The 20,271-nt window shown below is 66.4% G+C and carries 17 protein-coding genes; 12 read left to right on the top strand and 5 right to left on the bottom strand.

Going from position 1 to position 20,271, the window contains the following annotated elements:
• Positions 1-3: 3 nt before the first annotated feature.
• The gene (locus RN02_RS24120; protein ID WP_009613996.1) at positions 4-1,362 is read right to left on the bottom strand and encodes a glutamine synthetase family protein; all 1,359 of its coding nucleotides are present in this window, start codon (positions 1,360-1,362) and stop codon (positions 4-6) included.
• A 42-nt stretch (positions 1,363-1,404) separates the two neighbouring features.
• The gene (locus RN02_RS24115) at positions 1,405-2,157 is read right to left on the bottom strand and encodes a gamma-glutamyl-gamma-aminobutyrate hydrolase family protein (RefSeq protein WP_043317431.1); all 753 of its coding nucleotides are present in this window, start codon (positions 2,155-2,157) and stop codon (positions 1,405-1,407) included.
• 277 nt (positions 2,158-2,434) lie between these two features.
• Here RN02_RS24115 and RN02_RS24110 point away from each other — a divergent pair, with 277 nt between their 5' ends.
• The 5 genes from RN02_RS24110 (at position 2,435) to aguA (ending at position 8,086) form a co-directional block, all read left to right on the top strand.
• A complete protein-coding gene (locus RN02_RS24110; protein ID WP_009613998.1) occupies positions 2,435-3,811 on the top strand; it encodes a glutamine synthetase family protein in 1,377 nt (458 codons plus the stop codon).
• 163 nt (positions 3,812-3,974) lie between these two features.
• Positions 3,975-5,033, top strand: a complete 1,059-nt coding sequence (locus RN02_RS24105) for a polyamine ABC transporter substrate-binding protein (RefSeq protein ID WP_043317429.1) — start codon at positions 3,975-3,977, stop codon at positions 5,031-5,033.
• Between the two features lie 91 nt (positions 5,034-5,124).
• A complete protein-coding gene (locus RN02_RS24100) occupies positions 5,125-5,757 on the top strand; it encodes a TetR/AcrR family transcriptional regulator (protein ID WP_009614000.1) in 633 nt (210 codons plus the stop codon).
• Positions 5,758-6,035: 278 nt separating this feature from the next.
• The gene (gene aguB, locus RN02_RS24095; RefSeq protein WP_043268215.1) at positions 6,036-6,917 is read left to right on the top strand and encodes an N-carbamoylputrescine amidase; all 882 of its coding nucleotides are present in this window, start codon (positions 6,036-6,038) and stop codon (positions 6,915-6,917) included.
• A gap of 65 nt (positions 6,918-6,982) precedes the next feature.
• On the top strand, positions 6,983-8,086 hold the full coding sequence (aguA, locus tag RN02_RS24090; RefSeq protein ID WP_043317426.1) for an agmatine deiminase: 1,104 nt from the start codon (positions 6,983-6,985) through the stop codon (positions 8,084-8,086).
• Positions 8,087-8,361: 275 nt separating this feature from the next.
• Here aguA and RN02_RS24085 read toward each other — a convergent pair whose 3' ends face one another.
• The 3 genes from RN02_RS24085 to desA form a co-directional block, all read right to left on the bottom strand.
• On the bottom strand, positions 8,362-9,726 hold the full coding sequence (locus tag RN02_RS24085; protein ID WP_009614008.1) for an OprD family porin: 1,365 nt from the start codon (positions 9,724-9,726) through the stop codon (positions 8,362-8,364).
• Between the two features lie 596 nt (positions 9,727-10,322).
• Positions 10,323-11,294, bottom strand: coding sequence for a GGDEF domain-containing protein (locus RN02_RS24080; RefSeq protein WP_009614010.1), 972 nt, complete (start codon positions 11,292-11,294; stop codon positions 10,323-10,325).
• 126 nt (positions 11,295-11,420) lie between these two features.
• Positions 11,421-12,602 carry a delta-9 fatty acid desaturase DesA gene (gene desA, locus RN02_RS24075; RefSeq protein ID WP_009614012.1) on the bottom strand — a complete coding sequence of 394 codons (1,182 nt, stop codon included), beginning with the start codon at positions 12,600-12,602 and terminating at the stop codon, positions 11,421-11,423.
• A gap of 159 nt (positions 12,603-12,761) precedes the next feature.
• Here desA and RN02_RS24070 point away from each other — a divergent pair, with 159 nt between their 5' ends.
• The 7 genes from RN02_RS24070 to RN02_RS24040 all read left to right on the top strand — a co-directional run bounded on the left by RN02_RS24070 (position 12,762) and on the right by RN02_RS24040 (position 20,073).
• Entirely contained in the window at positions 12,762-15,038 is a 2,277-nt protein-coding gene (locus RN02_RS24070) for a putative bifunctional diguanylate cyclase/phosphodiesterase (RefSeq protein WP_043317424.1), read from the top strand.
• A gap of 129 nt (positions 15,039-15,167) precedes the next feature.
• Entirely contained in the window at positions 15,168-15,350 is a 183-nt protein-coding gene (oscA, locus tag RN02_RS24065) for a sulfur starvation response protein OscA (protein ID WP_009614015.1), read from the top strand.
• An 89-nt stretch (positions 15,351-15,439) separates the two neighbouring features.
• Positions 15,440-16,438: a sulfate ABC transporter substrate-binding protein gene (locus tag RN02_RS24060; protein ID WP_043268206.1), complete on the top strand. Its 999-nt coding sequence runs from the start codon at positions 15,440-15,442 to the stop codon at positions 16,436-16,438.
• Positions 16,439-16,537: 99 nt separating this feature from the next.
• Complete coding sequence (gene cysT, locus RN02_RS24055) at positions 16,538-17,356, top strand: sulfate ABC transporter permease subunit CysT (protein WP_043317422.1); 819 nt, start codon at positions 16,538-16,540, stop codon at positions 17,354-17,356.
• A gap of 10 nt (positions 17,357-17,366) precedes the next feature.
• Positions 17,367-18,239, top strand: a complete 873-nt coding sequence (gene cysW / locus RN02_RS24050) for a sulfate ABC transporter permease subunit CysW (protein WP_043317421.1) — start codon at positions 17,367-17,369, stop codon at positions 18,237-18,239.
• A gap of 3 nt (positions 18,240-18,242) precedes the next feature.
• On the top strand, positions 18,243-19,232 hold the full coding sequence (locus tag RN02_RS24045; protein ID WP_043317419.1) for a sulfate/molybdate ABC transporter ATP-binding protein: 990 nt from the start codon (positions 18,243-18,245) through the stop codon (positions 19,230-19,232).
• A 91-nt stretch (positions 19,233-19,323) separates the two neighbouring features.
• Positions 19,324-20,073: a sulfite exporter TauE/SafE family protein gene (locus tag RN02_RS24040; protein WP_043317417.1), complete on the top strand. Its 750-nt coding sequence runs from the start codon at positions 19,324-19,326 to the stop codon at positions 20,071-20,073.
• The last annotated feature ends 198 nt before the right edge of the window (positions 20,074-20,271 follow it).

The following is a 20,271-nucleotide window of genomic DNA, read 5'->3' as shown; positions in this document are numbered from 1 at the left end:
CGATCAGACGGACAGCAGGAGGAACTCCCGCTCCCAGGAACTGATCACCCGCTTGAAGTTCTCGTGCTCGGCGCGTTTCACCGCGACGTAGCCGCGGATGAACTTGCTGCCCAGGTACTGTTCAAGGGTCTTGCTGCCTTCCATGGTTTCCAGTGCCGCCTCGATGGTCAGCGGCAGGCGCAGGTTACGTCGTTCGTAGCCGCGGCCCTTGACCTGGGCACTGGGTTTGATGCCTTCGACCATGCCGATGTAGCCGCACAGCAGGCTGGCGGCCAGGGCCAGGTAGGGGTTGGCGTCGGCGCCGGCCAGGCGGTTTTCCACGCGGCGGTTCTCCGGGTTGGAGTCCGGCACGCGCAGGCCCACGGTGCGGTTCTCCTCGCCCCACTCGACGTTCACCGGCGCCGAGGTGTCGGGCAGGAAGCGGCGGAACGAGTTGACGTTCGGGGCGAACAGCGGCAGGGCCTCGGGGATGAAGCGCTGCAGGCCGCCGACGTGGTGCAGGAACAGCTCGCTCATGGTGCCGTCGGCATTGGAGAAGATGTTCTTGCCGGTCTTGATGTCGACGATGCTCTGGTGCAGGTGCATGGCGCTGCCCGGCTCGCCGGTCATCGGCTTGGCCATGAAGGTCGCGGCCACGTTGTGCTTGAGCGCGGCCTCGCGCATGGTGCGCTTGAACACCAGGATCTGGTCGGCCAGGTCCAGGGCGTCGCCGTGACGGAAGTTGATTTCCATCTGCGCGGTGCCTTCCTCGTGGATCAGCGTGTCCAGGTCCAGGCCCTGGGCCTCGCACCAGTCGTACATGTCCTCGAACAGCGGGTCGAATTCGTTCGCCGCGTCGATGGAGAAGGACTGGCGGCCGGTCTCCTGGCGCCCGGAACGGCCCACGGGGGCCTGCAGCGGGTAGTCGGGGTCGTCGCTGCGCTTGGTCAGGTAGAACTCCATCTCCGGCGCCACGATCGGCTTCCAGCCCTTGTCGGCGTAGAGCTTGAGCACGCGCTTGAGGATGTTGCGCGGCGACAGCTCGATGGGGTTGCCGAGCTTGTCGTAGGTGTCGTGGATGACCATCGCGGTAGGCTCGATGGCCCAGGGGACGAGGAACACGGCATTCTCGTCCGGGCGGCAGACCATATCGATGTCGGCCGGGTCCAGCAGGTCGTAGTAGATGTCGTCCTCGACGTAATCACCGGTCACGGTCTGCAGGAGCACGGACTCCGGCAGGCGCATGCCCTTCTCGTTGAGGAACTTGTTGGTCGGCGCGATCTTGCCCCGGGCAATCCCGGTCAGGTCGGCGATCATGCATTCCACTTCGGTGATCTTGCGTTCCTTCAGCCAGCCGGTCAGCTGGTCTAGCTTGGTAGTCATAAAGACCTCAGGGTTTTGAGAGCCCGGCCCCAACCGCCGGACTCAACGTTGCCCCGCCCTCTTGCCGCAGGCTTTGCCGAATGCCTGGAAGATGGCGAGATAGTTGGGATTGGATCGGACCTGCCACTCCGGGTGCCACTGCACACCGAGGGCGAAGGCCCTGGCGCCTTCTACGGAGAAGGCCTCGACCAACCCGTCAGGCGCCAGTGCTTCTACGCGAAGGCCCGGCGCCAGACGTGCAACGCCTTGGCCATGAATGGAATTGACCTGGATCTGCGCTGGCAAGCCGATGCCGGCGAGAATGCCGCCCGGCTGCACGTCGACGACGTGGCGCGGGGCGTACTGCACCTCGACCGGCTGGTTGGCCGGCTCGCGGTGGTCCATGAAGCCTGGAGTTTCGTGCACCTTCTGGTGCAGCGTGCCGCCTAGAGCCACGTTGATCTCCTGGAACCCGCGGCAGATGCCGAGCAACGGCACGCCGGCGGCGATCGCAGCGCGAATGAGCGGCAGTGTAGTAGCGTCACGGGCGATGTCATGCAAAGTGCCTGCATCGCTCTCGGGGCCACTATAATGATGGGGCTCGACGTTCGACGGTGATCCGCTGAACAGCAGCCCATCGAGGCTGGAGAGCAAGGTGTCCTGGTCAAGCGATTCGCCCAGGGCTGGAATGATCAGCGGTAGACCATTGGCCCCGGCCACCACGGCACTGACGTATTTGTCACCGACGGTATGGCTGGGTTTATGACCGACTTGCCTGACGCAGGCGGTCACGCCGATTAACGGCAGGCGAGACATGGGACACCCGTGCTTGTAAGTGTTATGGGTTGCGACCGAGCTTAGCGCTGTTCATTTTTTTACACAATAGTCCTGTAAAAAATTGCACACGCCTCTCTGAACATCCCATGGCAGCACGCTTTCACGGCCCCTGAGACAGGCCGAAATGCCCCAGGAATGGCCACCTTGCACCATCAGCGGGCAGGAAGTGGCGCTATTGACATCAACAGGCCTTTCGGATTGACTCACAGCCTAGCCCCCGCATGATTGATATTTTTAACAATAAAGGTGTTGCACCATGTCGGTACCCCCGAGTGCCGTTCCGCTCTCAGAAGCGACCGAGTTCCTGAAGGAACACCCCGAGGTCCAGTTCGTCGACCTCCTTATTGCAGATATGAATGGCGTGGTTCGCGGCAAGCGCATCGAGCGCAGCAACCTGCCGAAAGTCTACGAGAAAGGCATCAACCTCCCCGCCTCGCTGTTCGCCCTCGACATCACCGGCTCCACCGTTGAAAGCACCGGCCTGGGCCTGGATATCGGCGACGCCGACCGTGTCTGCTATCCCATCCCCAACACCATCGCCATGGAACCCTGGCAGAAGCGTCCGACCGCGCAACTGCTGATGACCATGCATGAAATGGAAGGCGAGCCGTTCTTCGCCGACCCACGCGAGGTACTGCGCCAGGTCGTCCAGAAGTTCACCGACATGGGCCTGTCCATCGTCGCGGCCTTCGAGCTGGAGTTCTACCTGATCGACCAGGAGAACGTGAACGGCCGCCCGCAGCCGCCGCGCTCGCCCATCTCCGGCAAGCGTCCGCAATCGGTGCAGGTCTACTCCATCGACGACCTCGACGAGTACGCCGACTGCCTGCAGGACATCATCGACGGCGCCCGCGCCCAGGGCATCCCGGCCGACGCCATCGTCAAGGAGAGCGCCCCGGCGCAGTTCGAGGTCAACCTCCACCACGTCAACGACGCGCTCAAGGCCTGCGACTACGCGGTGCTGCTCAAGCGCCTGATCAAGAACGTGGCATACGACCATGAAATGGACTCGACCTTCATGGCCAAGCCCTACCCGGGCCAGGCCGGCAACGGTCTGCACGTCCACGTGTCGCTGCTGGACAAGGATGGCAAGAACATCTTCGCCAGCGAGGATCCCGAGCAGAACGCCGCGTTGCGTCACGCGATCGGCGGTGTGCTCGAGACCCTGCCCGCCTCCATGGCCTTCCTCTGCCCGAACGTCAACTCCTACCGCCGCTTCGGCTCGGCCTTCTTCGTGCCGAACGCGCCGAGCTGGGGCCTGGACAACCGCACCGTGGCGCTGCGCGTGCCCACCGGCGCGCCGGAAGCGGTGCGCCTGGAACACCGCGTGGCCGGTGCCGACGCCAACCCCTACCTGCTGCTGGCCGCGGTCCTCGCCGGCGTCCACCACGGCCTGGTCAACAAGGTCGAGCCGGGCGCGCCGATCGAAGGCAACGCCTACGATCAGCTGGAGCAGAGCCTGCCGAACAACCTGCGCGATGCCCTGCGCGAGCTGGACGACAGCGACGTGATGAACAAGTACATCAGCCCCGAGTACATCGACATCTTCGTCGCGTGCAAGGAACACGAGATGCAGGAGTTCGAGTATTCGATCTCCGACCTCGAGTACAACTGGTACCTGCACACCGTATAAGCAACACCCCAGGCGACGCCGGCCCCGCGCCGGCGTTCGTCTGACCGCCCTGCCCGCCGGGCGGGCGCCCCGCCGTACCCTGCTCTGCCGCACCACGCTGCAACCAAGCCCCCGGGATGGCCGCCGGCCGTCCATGCTGTGCCTTGACATAGGGAGAATGCCAATGCCACGCCTGCTCGCCCCGCTGTTGCTGCTGCTCTGCCCGCTGTTCGTCCAGGCCGAGGACGTCATCCGCGTCTACAACTGGAACGACTACATCGCCCCGGAAGCGCTCAAGGACTTCGAGAAGGCCAGCGGCGTCCGCGTCGAATACCACACCTACAGCACCGCCGAAGAACTCAAGCAGGCGCTGCGCTCCGGCGAGAAGATCGACGTCGCCGTCCCCTCCCACAACGACCTGCCGCAGCTGATCAAGGACAAGCTGATCCAGCCGCTGGACTTCACCCGCCTGCCCAACCGCAGCCACCTCGACCCGCAACTGATGAGCAAGCTGGCCGCCGTCGACCCCGACAACCGCCACGCCGTGCCCTACCTGTGGGGCGCCGTGGGCCTGGCGGTGAACCAGCCGCAGGCCGAGAAGGCCCTGGGCGGGCCGGTGCCGGACAGCTGGAGCCTGCTGTTCGACCCGCAATACAGCACGCGCCTGAAGAGCTGCGGGCTGAGCCTGCTGGACGCGCCCGACGAGACCTTCTCGGTGCTGATGAACTACCAGGGGCGCAACTTCGCCCGCAGCGCGCCGACGCAAATCCGCCGCGCCGGCCAGGTGCTCCAGGCGCTGCGCCCGAACCTGCGCTACATCGACAGCGAGCGCTACATCCAGGACCTCAACGACGGCAAGCTGTGCGTGGCCATGGCCTGGGTCGGCGACGCCCTGCATGCGGCCCGCGCCGGGCAGCCGGTGCACTTCATGGTGCCGCAGGAGGGCTCGGTGCTGTTCATCGACAACCTGGTGGTGCCCAGCAGCGCCCAGCATCCAGACCTGGCCCTGCGCTTCATCGACTTCATGCTGCAGCCGAAGGTCGCCGCCCAGGTCACCGCCGCCACCCTCTACCCGAACGCCAACGTCGACGCCGCGGCCTTCCTCGACGCCGAGCTGCGCCAGCAGCCGGGCCTGTACCCGGACCAGGAGACCAAGCGCCGCCTGTTCGCCCTGGAAACCGCCCCGGAGAAGACCGCGCCGGTGTTCAAGGAAACCTGGGACAAGCTGCTGGCCGACCACTGACGGCCAGCGGCGCGGCGCGCGCCAGGGGCCGCGAACTTGCTCCGGACGCATGAGCTGGCGTCCAATAGCCCGCTCATGCCTGGAGAACCCCATGCCCGCCCCCACCAGCTCCCGCAAGCCCCGCGCCAGCAGCCAGGCGCGCATCGCCAGCATCCTCGACGCCGCCCGCGCGCTGCTCGCCGAAGACGGCACCGCCGGCCTGTCGATCTACGCCGTGGCGGAGCGGGCGGACATACCGCCGTCCTCGGTCTACCACTTCTTCCCCAGCGTGCCGGCGCTGCTGCAGGCGCTGACCGGCGAGGTCCACGCCGCCTTCCGCGCCTGCCTGGCGGCGCCGGTGGACCACGACGCCCTGCGCGACTGGCGCGACCTCTCGCGGCTGGTGGAGGAGCGCATGCTCGCCGTCTACGCCGGCGACGCCGCGGCGCGCCAGCTGATCCTCGCCAGCCACGGCCTGGCCGAGGTGACCCTCGCCGACCGCCAGCACGACATGGAGCTGGGCCGCTCCATGCAGGCCCTGTTCGACCACCACTTCCACCTGCCCGAACTGCCCCGGGACATCGAAGTGTTCAGCCTGGCCATGGAACTGGGCGACCGCGTCTACGCCCTCTCGGTGCAACGCCACGGGCGCATAGAACCGCGCCTGGCCGAGGAAGGGATGCGGGTGTTCGATGCCTATCTGTCGCTGTATCTGCCGCCCTTCCTGCCTAAACGGCAGCTATAGGAAAACGGCAGCTGTAAGCGGCAAGCCTCAAGCTGCAAGCAAGAGCCGCTTTCGCTTGCGGCTTGAAGCTTATCGCCCACAGCTTTAAGTCCGATATTTATCTGTCTTTTTATCGGATTCAATGCCGCGATAGAGAAATATCGCTTCAAAAGTCGATTTTTATCGGATATAAATCGCCCCAGCGCCGCGAAAGACGTCGACCTCACGCCATCTCGCCGCACCCCACGGCCGCCGCCCAACCCGGAAGGCCGATAAGTATCCGAATAAAAAGGTGTTCCATGACTCGTACCGTCACCGTCGCCGCCACCCAGATGGCGTGCTCCTGGGATGTCCAGGCCAACATCGCCAACGCCGAGAAGCTGGTGCGCCAGGCGGCCGCCCAGGGCGCGCAGATCATCCTGATCCAGGAACTGTTCGAGACCCCCTACTTCTGCCAGAAGCCCAACGCCGACTACACCCAGCTGGCCACCCCGGTGGAAGAGAACCCGGCGATCCTGCACTTCCGGAAGGTCGCCGCCGAGCTGAAAGTCGTGCTGCCGATCAGCTTCTTCGAACGCGCCGGCCGCGCGCGCTTCAACAGCATCGCCATCATCGATGCCGACGGCAGCAACCTGGGCGTCTACCGCAAGAGCCACATCCCCGACGGCCCCGGCTACCACGAGAAGTACTACTTCAACCCCGGCGACACCGGCTTCAAGGTCTGGGACACCGCCTACGCGCGCATCGGCGTCGGCATCTGCTGGGACCAGTGGTTCCCCGAGTGCGCCCGCAGCATGGCGCTGATGGGCGCTGAGGTGCTGTTCTACCCGACCGCCATCGGCAGCGAGCCGCACGACGCCAGCATCACCTCCCGCGACCACTGGCAGCGCGTGCAGCAGGGCCATGCCGGCGCCAACCTGATGCCGCTGGTGGCCTCCAACCGCATCGGCAAGGAAGAGCAGGACGGCTACGACATCACCTTCTACGGCTCCTCCTTCATCGCCGATCAATTCGGCAAGAAGGTCCAGGAACTGAACGAGACCGAGGAAGGCATCCTGCTGCACAGCTTCGATCTGGACGCCCTGGAGAAGATCCGCACCGCCTGGGGTGTGTTCCGCGACCGCCGTCCGAACCTATACTGGCCGATCGCGACCCTCGACGGAGAGAACCTCTCCGAATGACCTCGCGCGGCGGGAGGCGATCCCTTCCGCCGCTTCGTCCGTAGCTGCCCGCATCTGGTGACCCCATGACCACTCTGACCAGTACCCCCCGCGCCGATGGCTTCCGCATGCCGGCGGAATGGGAACCCCACACCCAGACCTGGATGGTCTGGCCCGAGCGCCCGGACAACTGGCGCCTGGGCGGCAAGCCGGCGCAGGCCGCCTTCAGCGCCGTGGCCGAGGCCATCGCGCGCTTCGAGCCGGTCACCGTCTGCGTTTCCGCCGCGCAGTTCGAGAACGCCCGCGCGCGCCTGAGCGACGCCGTCCGGGTGATCGAGATCAGCAACGACGACGCCTGGGTGCGCGACACCGGGCCGACCTTCGTGGTCGACGACCAGGGCGGCGTGCGCGGCGTGGACTGGACCTTCAACGCCTGGGGCGGCCTCGACGGCGGCCTTTACTTCCCCTGGCTGCGCGACGACCAGGTGGCGGCGAAGATCCTCCAGGTCGAGCGCTGCGATCGCTACCGCACCGAAGGCTTCGTGCTCGAGGGCGGCTCCATCCACGTGGATGGCGAAGGCACCCTGATCACCACCGAGGAATGCCTGCTCAACCGCAACCGCAACCCGCACCTGTCCCGCGAGGAGATCGAGCAGGTCCTGCGCGAGCACCTGGCGGTGGACAGTGTGATCTGGCTGCCGGACGGCCTGTACAACGACGAGACCAACGGCCACGTCGACAACTTCTGCTGCTACGTGCGCCCCGGCGAAGTGCTGCTGGCCTGGACCGAGGACGCCAACGACCCCAACTACCCGCGCTGCCAGGCCGCCATGCGCGTGCTGGAGCAGGCCCGCGACGCCAAGGGCCGCCAGCTGGTGGTGCACAAGATGCCGATCCCCGGCCCGCTGCACGCCACCGAGGAAGAGTGCGCCGGCGTCGACCTGGTGGAAGGCAGCCAGGAGCGCGATCCGTCGATCCGCCTGGCCGGCTCCTACGTGAACTTCCTGATCGTCAACGGCGGCATCGTCGCGCCGAGCTTCGACGACCCGAAGGACGCCGAGGCCAAGGCCATCCTCCAGCGCGTGTTCCCCGAGCACGAAGTGGTGATGGTGCCGGGCCGGGAAATCCTCCTGGGCGGCGGCAACATCCACTGCATCACCCAGCAGCAACCGGCGCCGCAGAAGCGCTGAGCCGGTAGCTGCCAACGAAAAGGCCGTCTGCCCGCGAGGGGAGACGGCCTTTTTCGTCACGGCACGCTTCGTAGGATGGGTTGGGCGAAGCGATACCCATCGCCATGCCCGACCGGGCGCTGGTGTTCCGGCCGGCGGCGTATAACCGCGAACGGTCATACGCCCTACGCCCCCACGCCATACCCATGTAGGAGCGCGCCCTGCGCGCGAAATCGCGGGCAGGGCCCGCTCCTACAGGTCACCTCTTCGGCGCGCTCCTACGGAAAGCCCCAGGCCTAGAACAGCGGCAGGGTGTAGCTGACGATCAGGCGGTTCTCGTCCTGGTCGCGCTGGGCCGGGGTGGCGCCCTGGGCCGGCAGGCCGCTGCGCAGCGAGGCGTTCTTCCAGGTGAAGCCCAGGCCCTTGAAGGTGCCGTCCGGGATCACGTAGGCCAGGCTGATGTCGCGCTCCCACTCGCTCTGGTCGCCGCGGGCGGTGTCGATGTTGTCGCCGCGCAGGTACAGGGCCTGGAAGGTCAGACCCGGCAGGCCGGCCTGGGCGAAGTCGTAGCCGTAGCGGGCCTGCCAGGTACGCTCACCGGCGCGCAGGAACTTGCCGATCTGCACGTCGGTGATCAGGTAGGCGGTGGCGCCGTCGCCGTTGTTGATGAACGGGAAGTCGCTGTCGCCGCTGAGCTGCTGGTAGCCGACGCCGAAGCTGTGGCCGCTGACGATGTAGGTGAACAGGCCGCTGTAGGCCTTGTTGTCGACCTCGCCCTTGGTCACGCCGTTGCCGTAGTAGCCGGAGGTGTAGTAGCGCGAGTCGTGGCTGTTCTTGCCGTCGTCGCTGCTGTTGAAGTAGCGCAGGTCGGTCTTGAGCACGCCCGGGCCGATCGCCCAGTTGTGCTGCAGGCCGAGGAAGTGCTGTTTGTAGAAGTCCTGCAGGTTGCCGTAGTAGTACTGCAGCGTCAGGTCCTTGGTCAGCTTGTAGTCGACGCCGCCGTAGTAGAACTTGTTGACGAACTCGCCGGTGCGCGCGTTGTTGGCGCCGGCGATGGACAGGCCCTCGTTGTTGCTCGAACTGCGGCCCTTGGTGTGTTCCAGCTGGCCGCCGATCAGGGTCAGGTCCTTGAACTCGTTGGAGGTGATCTGGCCGCCCTCGAAGGTCTGCGGCAGCAGGCGGCCGTCGTTGTAGGTCACCACCGGCAGCTTGGGCAGCAGGGTGCCGTAGCGCAGTTCGGTGGAGGAAACCTTCACCTTGGCGGTCGCCCCCAGGTGCGAGAAGTCGTCCACCGCGCGGCCATCGCCATCGGTGGGGAACACGGTGCCCGAGAAGCTGGAGCTGGTCGGGTTGTAGTGGGTGCCCTTGCCGCTGTCCAGGCGCACGCCCAGCAGGCCCAGGGCATCGACGCCGAAGCCGACGGTGCCTTCGGTGAAGCCGGAGGTGTAGTTCAGCAGGAAGCCCTGGCCCCACTCCTCCTGCTTGCTCGGCTCGGCGGTGCCGTTGCGGTTGTCGCTGTTGATGTAGAAGTTGCGCAGGGTCAGGCTGGCCTTGCTGTCCTCGATGAAGCCGCCGGCGCTGGCCAGCGGAACATGGGCGCCAAGGGCAGCGGCCGCCACGGCCAACGCCAGGGTGGATTGCGTGATGTTACGACTCTTCATTGGTAATCCCCATTTATTGATCTTGTGTGAAGTCGGCAAAGCGCCAGGCGCCGCGTGGCGCGAATCCCACCGGACAGCCGCGCGGCCGGGCACGGCCCGGGCCTGCAGGCGAACGGCGGTCGTCAGATCGGTCGCCCCTGGGCGGGGTCTCTACGTGGGCAGGCAGGCAGGAAGGAACTTGCGGAAAGGCATGGCAGCGTCATGGTGAATGCTCGTGTCTTGTTCTTGTGGGCAAAGCCTGAGGCTTCACCCCGACATGGCAATCCGCGGGCCAATCGGCCCGACACACCCCGACACGTGGATTGGCGCGGGTTGGCGTCCCGTAGCCTGGTCCTTCGCTGCGCGCTGGTCAGCGGAAATCCGCCACCTTTCCCGGCCTGGCTGGCGGTTTGTCGCCATGCTCGCCGGACTTCATTGCCTGGACCCTGCGGCCACGCTGGGGGCAACGATAAGCAATCGGAAATAAATCCAAAAAGAATTAATTATTAAAATGTAATTCCTTATTGGAATAAATAATGCGCCCGTATCCCTTCCCGGTCCATTTCCCGGAAGGGGTACGCGCAGGGCGCAAGAGAGGCAGTGGGCCGGGGAGCCGATCAGGCCTGTTCGATACGGTCCTTGCCGTTGCGCTTGGCCTGGTAGAGCGCGGCGTCGGCCCGGCCGTAGAGCGCCGAGAGGTTTTCGTCGTGGGGCTGCAGCAGGGTCAGGCCCTGGCTGACGCTGATACCGAAGGTCTGCTCGTCTTCCTTGAAGCGCAGCCGCTGCACCTCGCGCTGCAGGCGCTCGCCGATCTGCCGGGCGGTCACCTGGTCGCAACCGGGCAGCAGCACGGCGAACTCCTCGCCGCCGATGCGGCCGAACAGGTCGCCGCGGCGCAGCGCCCCGGAGGCGCACTGGGCCACGCGCTGCAGCACACGGTCGCCGACCTGGTGGCCGTAGCGGTCGTTGACCTTCTTGAAGTCGTCCACGTCCAGCAGCAGGAAGGCCAGGGCCGTGCCGGCCTGCTTGGATTCGTTGAAGGCCTGCTCGGCGTTGTCGAAGAAGTAGCGGCGGTTGCTGCTCTGCGTCAGCACGTCGGTGGTGGCCAGGCGCTGCAGCTCGCTTTCCAGGTGTTTCTTGTCGGTGATGTCCTCGGCGATGCCGACCACCATCAGCGGCAGGCCCGCCTCGCTGTGCTGGCTGATGAAGCACTTGTCGCTGAGCCAGCGCACCTCGCCGTCGGCGCGCAGGATGCGGTACTCGCGCTGCTCCACGGCGCCGCGCTCGAGCACCTGCAGCAGGCTGCTGGCGGCGTAGTCGAGGTCGTCGGGATAGATGGCGTTGAGCCATTCGTTATAGTCGGCCAGCAGCAGGGCTGCCGAGCGGCCGAAGATGCTTTCGTAGGCGGGGCTGACGTAGACCATGCGCTGGGCCTGCCAGTCGAAGGCCCAGAGCACCGCATTGACGCTGGCCAGCAGGGCGCTGAAGAGTTGCTCGCGTTCTTTCAGGCGCTCCACCTCGGCGCGGCTGTGCAGCAATGCCAGCAGCGCTTCGTCGAGATCCTGCGGCGCCCTGTACCTATCGTCCATGTCTCAGCTTCCCACAACTAATCGAGAGGTCTATGACCGCAAAATTAGCTAAGCGCTCGACAAAAAAAGAAAAAGCCCGCCGAACGGCGGGCTTTTTGTGATGCACATCTCAGTTATCAGGCCAACTCAGACAGCCGGGCGCAGCGAGTAGGTCTTCAGCTGTTCGGCGAAGTCGCGCAGCGACTGGATGCCGCTGGCCTCGGCCTCCTGCACCCACTGCTTGATGGCGGCCAGCATGTCGTGGCCGTTGGCGCTGGTCTTCTGCCAGATCTGCTGCAGCGCCAGGCGCTTCTCGTAGATCACCTGCAACGCCTGGCTGTGCTGCAGCAGGCGCTCGATGCGCGCGTGGTGGCGTTCCTCCAGCAGGCTGGTCTCGCGCGAGAGCAGGCGCTTGCCGCGGCGGAACAGGTGGCGCACCGAGGCATCGGCCTTGGCCAGCTCCTGCTTGACCAGCGGGCCGATCACCAGCTTGCGGTACTGGGCCATGATCTGGAAGCGGTTGTTGAGGATGGCCATGGCGGTATCCATGTCCAGGCTGCCCTTGCCTTCCACCCGGTGGGCGATCGGCGCCACCCGCGCCACCTTGGCCAGGCGCAGGAAGCAGAACAGCTTGATCCAGGCCCAGCCCAGGTCGAACTCCCACTTCTTCACCGACAGCTTGGCCGAGTTCGGGTAGGTGTGGTGGTTGTTGTGCAGCTCCTCGCCGCCAATGACGATGCCCCAGGGCACCAGGTTGGTGGCGGCGTCGCGGCACTCGAAGTTGCGGTAGCCCACGGCGTGGCCCAGGCCGTTGATGACACCGGCCGCCCAGAACGGGATCCAGGCCATCTGCACGGCCCACACGGTCAGGCCGAGGGCGCCGAACAGGGCCACGTCGATCAGCACCATCAGGGCGATGCCGCCCAGCGGGAAGCGGCCGTAGAGGTTGCGCTCCAGCCAGTCGTCCGGGCAGTTCTTGCCGTAGATGCGCAGGGTGTCGGCGTTCTTCGCTTCCTCGCGGTAGAGCTCGGCGCCCTTGCGCAGCACGGTGCCCAGGCCCTTGTACACGGGGCTGTGCGGGTCGTCTGCGGTCTCGCACTTGGCGTGGTGCTTGCGATGGATGGCGGTCCACTCGCGGGTGTTCATCCCGGTGGTCATCCACAGCCAGAAACGGAAGAAGTGTTGCAGCGCCGGATGCAGCTCGAGGGCGCGGTGGGCGGAATAGCGGTGAAGGTAGACCGTCACGCTGACGATGGTGATGTGGGTGAGCACCAGCGTGACCACGATCAGTTGCCACAGCGGCAGGTCAAGGAAACCGTTGTACCACATGAATGATAATGAACCTCGGAAATGGTCGGCAGCCCAGGCAAGGGCCAGCTCGCATTATCACCAAGCGCGGCGGGAAAACCATCCGGTCTTTTTGATATGAACCGGGGCCAATGGCCATCCACTATACTGCGCAGCCAATAACTCGCTCCCCTCGCGATAATGAATCCACGCCCGAGTGCCCTCCGCATCTGCCTGCTGTACCTGTTGTTCGCCTGCCTGTGGGGGTTGACCAGCGACCAGCTGTTGCGCCTGGCGGTGGGCGATGGCGACCTGCTGCCCTGGCTGGTGGCGAAAAAGTATCTTTTCTTTGCCATCAGCGCCGGCGTGCTGTTCCTGCTGCTGGCCCGGCAGTTCAGGTGGATGCGGCGCACCTTCGCCGCCCGCGAGCGCAGCGAACGGCGCTTCGAGCGGGCCCTGGACGCCCTGGACGACGGCCTCTGGGAATGGGATATCGAGCGCCACCGGGTGTTCTACTCGCCCGGCTACGCGCGGCTGCTCGGCCTGAGCGAGGACGCGCTGGGCGACAGCTTCGCCACCTGGGAACAGCGGCTGCACCCGGACGACCGCGACAGCGTGCTGGCCCAGCACCGCGACCTGCTGCAGCGGCGCAGCCAGCGCCTGGAATGCACCTACCGCCTGCGCCACGCCGACGGCAACTACCGCTGGGTGCATGCCCGCGCGCGCCTGAGCGGCGGCCACGACGGCGAGCCGCTGCGCATGACCGGCGTCAGCCGCGACGTCACCGAGCAGCGCAAGGCCAACGATCACCTGCGCCAGGCCGCGGCGGTGTTCGAGGCGACCCAGGAAGGCCTGCTGGTGACCGACGACAAGGGCATGATCCTGCACGTCAACCCGTCGTTCCAGCGCATCACCGGCTACAGCGCCGACGAAGTGGTGGGGCGCAACCCCTCGATGCTCAAGTCCGGGCGCCAGGACGACGCCTTCTACCAGCGCATGTGGCAGGCCCTGAACGCCGAAGGCCTGTGGTGCGGGGAAATCTGGAACCGGCGCAAGAGCGGCGAGGTGTACCCGCAGTGGCAGCACATCTGCGCCGTGCACGACGAGCAGGGGCGCCTGACGCACTACGTCGCGGTGTTCTCCGACCTCAGCAGCATCAAGCGCTCGCAGCACGAGCTGGACTTCCTCGCCCACCACGACCCGCTCACCGGGCTGCCCAACCGCCTGCTGCTGCGCGAGCGCATCGAGCAGGCCCTGGCCCGCGCCGAACGCGAGCAGGGCAGCGGCGCCCTGCTGCTGCTCGACCTGGACCACTTCAAGCACGTCAACGACAGCCTCGGCCACAGCGCCGGCGACCAACTGGTCAAGACGGTGGCCGAGCGCCTGCGCGGCTGCCTCGACGAGCACGCCTCCCTGGCGCGCCTGGGCGGCGACGAGTTCGCCGTGGTGCTGGAAAGCCAGCAGCCGCACCATGCCAGCAGCCTCGCCCAGCGCCTGCTGGAGGCCATGCACGCGCCCTTCGAGGTGCAGGGCCAGCCGATCTACATCTCCGCCAGCATGGGCGTGAGCCTGTTCCCCGACGACGCCCGCGACGTCGACCACCTGCTGCGCCACGCCGATGCCGCGCTGTTCCAGGCCAAGGCCAGCGGGCGCAACCTGTACGCCTTCTACACCCCCGAGCTGACCGCCCGCGCGCGTTCCCACGTGCAGGTGGAAGCCGCCCTGCGCCAGGCGCTGGAGCACGACGAGCTGCGCGTGTACTACCAGCCGGTGCACGACCTGGCCAGCGGCCAGGTGGTCGGAGTGGAGTCGCTGGTGCGCTGGCAGCACCCGCAGCGCGGCCTGGTGCCGCCCTGCGAATTCATCCCGGTGGCCGAGGAATGCGGGCTGATCGCCGCCATCGACGCCTGGGTGCTGGACCAGGCCTGCCGGCAGATGCGCCAGTGGCTGGACGACGGCGTGACGCTGGATTTCGTCGCGGTGAACCTGTCCAGCCGCCTGTTCGGCCGCGACGGCCTGGAACAGCGCGTGGCCCGCGCCCTGCAGGAAAGCGGCCTGCAGCCGCGGCACCTGGAGCTGGAAGTGACCGAGAGCGCCATCATGCAGAACATCGACCAGTCGGTGGCCCTGCTGCAGCGCCTGCGGGCGCTGGGCGTGCAACTGGCGATCGACGACTTCGGCACCGGCTATTCCTCGCTGATGCGCCTGAAACGCATGCCGGTGCAGAAGCTGAAGATCGACCAGGGCTTCGTCGCCGGCCTGCCCGGCGACGCCGAGGACGCCGCCATCGCCCGCGCCATCATCGCCCTGGCCCGCAGCATGGGCCTAAGCGTGGTGGCCGAGGGCATCGAGCGCCCGGACCAGGCGGCCTTCCTCCTCGACCATGCCTGCGACTTCGGCCAGGGCTACTGGTACGGCCGCCCGCAGCCGGCCGACGAGCTGCCCTGGGCCCGGGCGGTGGCGACCGAATCGAATTAAAACCTGGTGGAATATAAAAATTCTTAAATAGTATTTTTAAGAATATTCGACTCCTGCCTAAGATGCGCTCACACCGCACGCGCCGCCCATCCGGGACGGCCCGGCGAAGCCCACCAAGGAGCCCAGATCATGAGCGCAACCCTCCGTAGCCTGGAAGGCCAGGACGAAGCCAACATCCTGCGTGAAGTGCAGAGCGCCCTGCGCGGTCTGCGTTTCGGCGCCGTCGAGATCACCGTGCACAACGGCCAGGTGGTGCAGATCGAGCGCAAGGAGAAGTTCCGCCTGCAGCAGCCCGCCAGCCGCCAGAGCTGACCCCCGGGGCCCATGCGCCCCACCGCGACGCCCCCGATAAGAACACGCCAACAAGCACAACACTGAAGATTCGTATCCAGGAGCTGCACATGTCCATCCGCCGTTTCGCCCTGGCCGCCCTGGCCAGTGCCTTGATCGCCGGCCCCGCGGCCGCGGCCACCCAACTGCTGAACGTCTCCTACGACCCGACCCGCGAGCTGTACCAGGCCTACAACGCAGCCTTCATCAAGCACTGGAAGGCCCAGGGCGGCGACGACCTGACCGTGCAGCAATCCCACGGCGGCTCCGGCAAGCAGGCCCGCGCGGTCATCGACGGCCTGAAGGCCGACGTGGTGACCCTGGCCCTGGCCGGCGACATCGACGAACTGCACAAGCTCGGCAACCTGCTGCCGGCCGACTGGCAGGCGCGCCTGCCGGACAACAGCACCCCCTATACCTCGACCATCGTGTTCCTGGTGCGCAAGGGCAACCCCAAGGGCATCAAGGACTGGGGCGACCTGACCAAGCAGGGCGTGGAAGTCATCACCCCCAACCCGAAGACCTCCGGCGGCGCCCGCTGGAACTTCCTGGCCGCCTGGGCCTGGGCGAAGAAGCAGTACGGTAGCGACGACAAGGCCCAGGACTACGTCAAGGACCTGTACAAGCACGTGCCCGTGCTGGACACCGGCGCCCGCGGCTCGACCATCACCTTCGTCAACAACAACATCGGCGACGTGCTGCTGGCCTGGGAGAACGAAGCCTTCCTGGCCAAGAAGGAACAGGGCGGCGAGAACTTCGAAATCGTCGTACCCTCGCTGTCCATCCTGGCCGAGCCGCCGGTGGCGGTGGTCGACAAGACCGTCGACAAGAAGGGCACCCGCAAGGTCGCCGAGGAATACCTGAAGTACCTGTACAGCGAGGAAGGCCAGCGCATCGCCGCGCAGAACTTCTACCGCCCGCGCAACGCCAAGGTCGCCGCCGAGTTCGCCAACCAGTTCCCGAAACTGGACCTGGTGACCATCGACAAGGACTTCGGCGGCTGGAAGGTCGCGCAGCCCAAGTTCTTCAACGACGGTGGCATCTTCGACAAGATCTACCAGGCGCAGTGAATACGGGCTGGAAGCTGGAAGCGCGAAGCTGGAAGTCGACCTCGGCACCGCTTTCAGCTTCAGGCTTCCAGCTTCCGGCTTTCAGCTAACGAGGTTTCAATGTCACGACGCATCTCCCCGGTCATACCCGGCTTCGGGCTGACTCTGGGCTACACCCTGGTGTATCTCAGCCTGTTGGTGCTGATTCCGCTGGGGGCCCTGTTCCTCAAGACCACCGAGCTCACCTGGGAACAGTTCTGGACCATCATCACCGCCCCGCGCGTGTTCGCCGCGCTCAAGCTGAGCTTCGGCACCGCGCTGATCGCCGCGCTGATCAACGGCGTGATCGGCACCCTGCTGGCCTGGGTGCTGGTGCGCTACCGCTTCCCCGGGCGCAAGGTCATCGACGCCATGATCGACCTGCCCTTCGCCCTGCCCACCGCCGTGGCCGGCATCGCCCTGACCGCGCTCTACGCCCCCAACGGCATGATCGGCCGCTTCGCCACCGAGCTGGGCTTCAAGATCGCCTACACCCCGCTGGGCATCACCCTGGCGCTGACCTTCGTGGTCCTGCCCTTCGTGGTGCGCACGGTGCAGCCGGTGCTGGCGGACATCCCCCGCGAGGTCGAGGAAGCCGCCGCCTGCCTGGGCGCCAAGCCGCTGCAGGTGTTCCGCCACGTGCTGCTGCCGGCGCTGCTGCCGGCCTGGCTGACCGGCTTCGCCCTGGCCTTCGCCCGCGGCGTCGGCGAGTACGGCTCGGTGATCTTCATCGCCGGCAACATGCCGATGAAGACCGAGATCCTGCCGCTGCTGATCATGGTCAAGCTGGACCAGTACGACTACACCGGCGCCACCGCCATCGGCGTGCTGATGCTGGTGGTGGCCTTCGTCCTGCTGCTGCTGATCAACCTGCTGCAACGCCGCATCGAGACCCCGTAAGGAGCGCGCCATGAGTTCCGTAACGCTTTCCACCGCACAAGCGGCGAACGCCGCCCGGCGTGGCAACCCCTGGGGCCGCCGGGCGCTCATCGGCCTGGCCTGGCTGGCCTTTGCCCTGTTCCTGCTGATGCCGCTGTTCGTGGTCCTGAGCGAGGCGCTGAAGCAGGGCTTCGGCACCTTCCTCGAGGCCATCGTCGAGCCCGACGCCCTGGCCGCGCTGAAGCTCACGCTGATCGCCGTGGGCATCTCGGTGCCGCTGAACCTGGTGTTCGGCGTGGCCGCCGCCTGGTGCGTGACCAAGTTCGAGTTCCCCGGCAAGAGCATCCTGGTGACGCTGATCGACCTGCCGTTCTCGGTCTCGCCGGTGATCGCCGGCCTGATCTACGTGCTGCTGTTCGGCGCCCAGGGCTACTTCGGGCCGTGGCTCAGCGACCACGATATCCAGATCGTCTTCGCCGTGCCCGGCATCGTCCTGGCCACCATTTTCGTCACCTTCCCCTTCGTCGCCCGCGAACTGATCCCGCTGATGCAGGAACAGGGCACCCAGGAGGAAGAGGCCGCGCGCCTGCTCGGCGCCAATGGCTGGCAGATGTTCTGGCACGTGACCCTGCCGAACATCAAATGGGGCCTGATCTACGGCGTGGTGCTGTGCACCGCGCGGGCGATGGGCGAGTTCGGCGCGGTATCGGTGGTTTCCGGGCACATCCGCGGCGTCACCAACACCCTGCCGCTGCACGTCGAGATCCTCTACAACGAATACAATCACGTCGCCGCTTTCAGCGTCGCCACCCTGCTGCTGCTGATGGCCCTGGTCATCCTGCTGCTCAAGCAGTGGAGCGAGTCGCGCCTGTCCCGATTGAAAGTCAAAGCTGACGAGGAATAAGCCATGAGTATCGAAATCCGTAACGTCAGCAAGAACTTCAACGCCTTCAAGGCGCTCGACGACATCAACCTGGACATCCACAGCGGCGAGCTGGTGGCCCTGCTCGGCCCCTCCGGCTGCGGCAAGACCACCCTGCTGCGGATCATCGCCGGCCTGGAGACGCCGGACGCCGGCAACATCGTGTTCCACGGCGAGGACGTCTCGCAGCACGACGTGCGCGACCGCAACGTCGGCTTCGTGTTCCAGCACTACGCGCTGTTCCGCCACATGACGGTGTTCGACAACGTCGCCTTCGGCCTGCGCATGAAGGCCAAGAAGGAACGCCCGAGCGAGGCGCGCATCGCCGAGAAGGTCCACGAGCTGCTGAACATGGTGCAGCTGGACTGGCTCGCCGACCGCTACCCGGAACAGCTCTCCGGCGGCCAGCGCCAGCGCATCGCCCTGGCCCGCGCCCTGGCGGTGGAGCCGAAGATCCTGCTGCTGGACGAGCCCTTCGGCGCCCTCGACGCCAAGGTGCGCAAGGAGCTGCGCCGCTGGCTGGCGCGCCTGCACGAGGAGATCAACCTCACCTCCGTGTTCGTCACCCACGACCAGGAAGAGGCGATGGAAGTCGCCGACCGCATCGTGGTGATGAACAAGGGCGTGATCGAGCAGATCGGCTCGCCGGGCGAGGTCTACGAGAACCCGGCCAGCGACTTCGTCTACCACTTCCTCGGCGACTCCAACCGCCTGCACCTGGGCAACGACGAGCACCTGCTGTTCCGCCCGCACGAGGTCTCGCTGTCGCGCCAGGCGGTGGAAGCGCACCGCGCGGCGGAAGTCCGCGACATCCGCCCGCTGGGCGCGATCACCCGGGTGACGCTGAAGGTGGACGGCCAGGACGAGCTGATCGAGGCCGAAGTGGTCAAGGACCACGACAGCCTGGTCGGCCTGGCCCGCGGCGAGACGCTGTACTTCAAGCCCAAGGCCTACCAGCAGGTGGCCAATATCTGAGTCGCCATCCGTTGAAGAAGAACCCCGCCGCGGCGGGGTTCTTCGTTTGCGGGTATCCTGCCCCGCTCCACCGCCAAGGCAAGGCCCGCCCATGTTCGACTCGCTGCCCGCGCACCTGGACCTGATCGTCCTTACCTTCCTCCTCGCCGGCCTGGTCAAGGGCGTGGTCGGCCTCGGCCTGCCGACGGTGGCGGTCGGCCTGCTCGGGCTGCTGATGCCGCCGATGCAGGCGGCGGCCATCCTGGTGGTGCCCTCCACCGTCACCAACGTCTGGCAACTGGCCGCCGGGCCGCGCTTCCTCGGGCTGCTCAGGCGGATGTGGGGCATGCTCGCCGGCATCGTCGCCGGTACCCTGGCCGTGGGCTGGTGGCTGGGCGGCGAGCACTGGCCGGCGGCCACGCCGCTGCTGGGCGTGGCGCTGGTCCTCTACGCGCTGCTCGGGCTGTCGGCGAAGCGCTTCCAGGTGGCGCCGGCACACGAGGCCTGGCTGTCGCCGCTGATCGGCCTGGCCACCGGCGCCGTCACCGCGGTCACCGGCGTCTTCGTGATCCCCGCGGTGCCTTACCTGCAGGCGCTGGGCCTGGAGAAGGACGACCTGGTGCAGGCCCTCGGGCTGTCCTTCACCATCTCCACCCTGGCCCTGGCGCTCACCCTCGGGCAGCAGGGCTCGCTGTTGCATGCCTCGGTATTGGGGGTGTCGTTGCTGGCGCTGCTGCCGGCGTTGGCGGGGATGTACCTGGGGCAGTGGCTGCGCAACCGCATCAGCCCGACGGCCTTTCGCCGGTGCTTCTTCGGGGGGTTGTTGTTGCTTGGCGCGGACCTGGCCCTGCGCGGGCTCTGAGGCCCTGGGGCTCTGGGGGCTTTTCGTAGGAGCGAGCTTGCTCGCGAATGGTGCCTCCCGGAAACATCGATACCAACCTGAACACCGCCCCTCTCCCCAACCCTCTCCCTGAAGGGAGAGGGAGCTAGTCCGTGCCGGCGTGAAGGCCGTGCCCCATGGAGGCATCAGGCTTTATGCGTAGCATCAGGAAGAGCCGAA

The organism is Pseudomonas sp. PI1, from assembly GCF_000812405.1.
Taxonomy (GTDB): Bacteria; Pseudomonadota; Gammaproteobacteria; order Pseudomonadales; family Pseudomonadaceae; genus Pseudomonas; species Pseudomonas citronellolis.
Note: the sequence above shows the minus strand (reverse complement) of the source record. Positions and strands in the feature narration are given on the sequence as shown.

Excerpts from the sequence above, each read along its gene's own strand:
- RN02_RS24060 (WP_043268206.1), top strand. The coding sequence starts at position 15,440 with ATGTCCATCCGCCGTTTCGCCCTGGCCGCCCTGGCCAGTGCCTTGATC.
- RN02_RS24115 (WP_043317431.1), bottom strand. The coding sequence starts at position 2,157 with ATGTCTCGCCTGCCGTTAATCGGCGTGACCGCCTGCGTCAGGCAAGTC.
- RN02_RS24070 (WP_043317424.1), top strand. The coding sequence starts at position 12,762 with ATGAATCCACGCCCGAGTGCCCTCCGCATCTGCCTGCTGTACCTGTTG.
- RN02_RS24040 (WP_043317417.1), top strand. The coding sequence starts at position 19,324 with ATGTTCGACTCGCTGCCCGCGCACCTGGACCTGATCGTCCTTACCTTC.
- RN02_RS24085 (WP_009614008.1), bottom strand. The coding sequence starts at position 9,726 with ATGAAGAGTCGTAACATCACGCAATCCACCCTGGCGTTGGCCGTGGCG.
- RN02_RS24100 (WP_009614000.1), top strand. The coding sequence starts at position 5,125 with ATGCCCGCCCCCACCAGCTCCCGCAAGCCCCGCGCCAGCAGCCAGGCG.
- cysW (WP_043317421.1), top strand. The coding sequence starts at position 17,367 with ATGAGTTCCGTAACGCTTTCCACCGCACAAGCGGCGAACGCCGCCCGG.
- RN02_RS24105 (WP_043317429.1), top strand. The coding sequence starts at position 3,975 with ATGCCACGCCTGCTCGCCCCGCTGTTGCTGCTGCTCTGCCCGCTGTTC.
- RN02_RS24110 (WP_009613998.1), top strand. The coding sequence starts at position 2,435 with ATGTCGGTACCCCCGAGTGCCGTTCCGCTCTCAGAAGCGACCGAGTTC.
- RN02_RS24120 (WP_009613996.1), bottom strand. The coding sequence starts at position 1,362 with ATGACTACCAAGCTAGACCAGCTGACCGGCTGGCTGAAGGAACGCAAG.
- cysT (WP_043317422.1), top strand. The coding sequence starts at position 16,538 with ATGTCACGACGCATCTCCCCGGTCATACCCGGCTTCGGGCTGACTCTG.
- desA (WP_009614012.1), bottom strand. The coding sequence starts at position 12,602 with ATGTGGTACAACGGTTTCCTTGACCTGCCGCTGTGGCAACTGATCGTG.
- RN02_RS24045 (WP_043317419.1), top strand. The coding sequence starts at position 18,243 with ATGAGTATCGAAATCCGTAACGTCAGCAAGAACTTCAACGCCTTCAAG.
- aguB (WP_043268215.1), top strand. The coding sequence starts at position 6,036 with ATGACTCGTACCGTCACCGTCGCCGCCACCCAGATGGCGTGCTCCTGG.
- RN02_RS24080 (WP_009614010.1), bottom strand. The coding sequence starts at position 11,294 with ATGGACGATAGGTACAGGGCGCCGCAGGATCTCGACGAAGCGCTGCTG.
- aguA (WP_043317426.1), top strand. The coding sequence starts at position 6,983 with ATGACCACTCTGACCAGTACCCCCCGCGCCGATGGCTTCCGCATGCCG.
- oscA (WP_009614015.1), top strand. The coding sequence starts at position 15,168 with ATGAGCGCAACCCTCCGTAGCCTGGAAGGCCAGGACGAAGCCAACATC.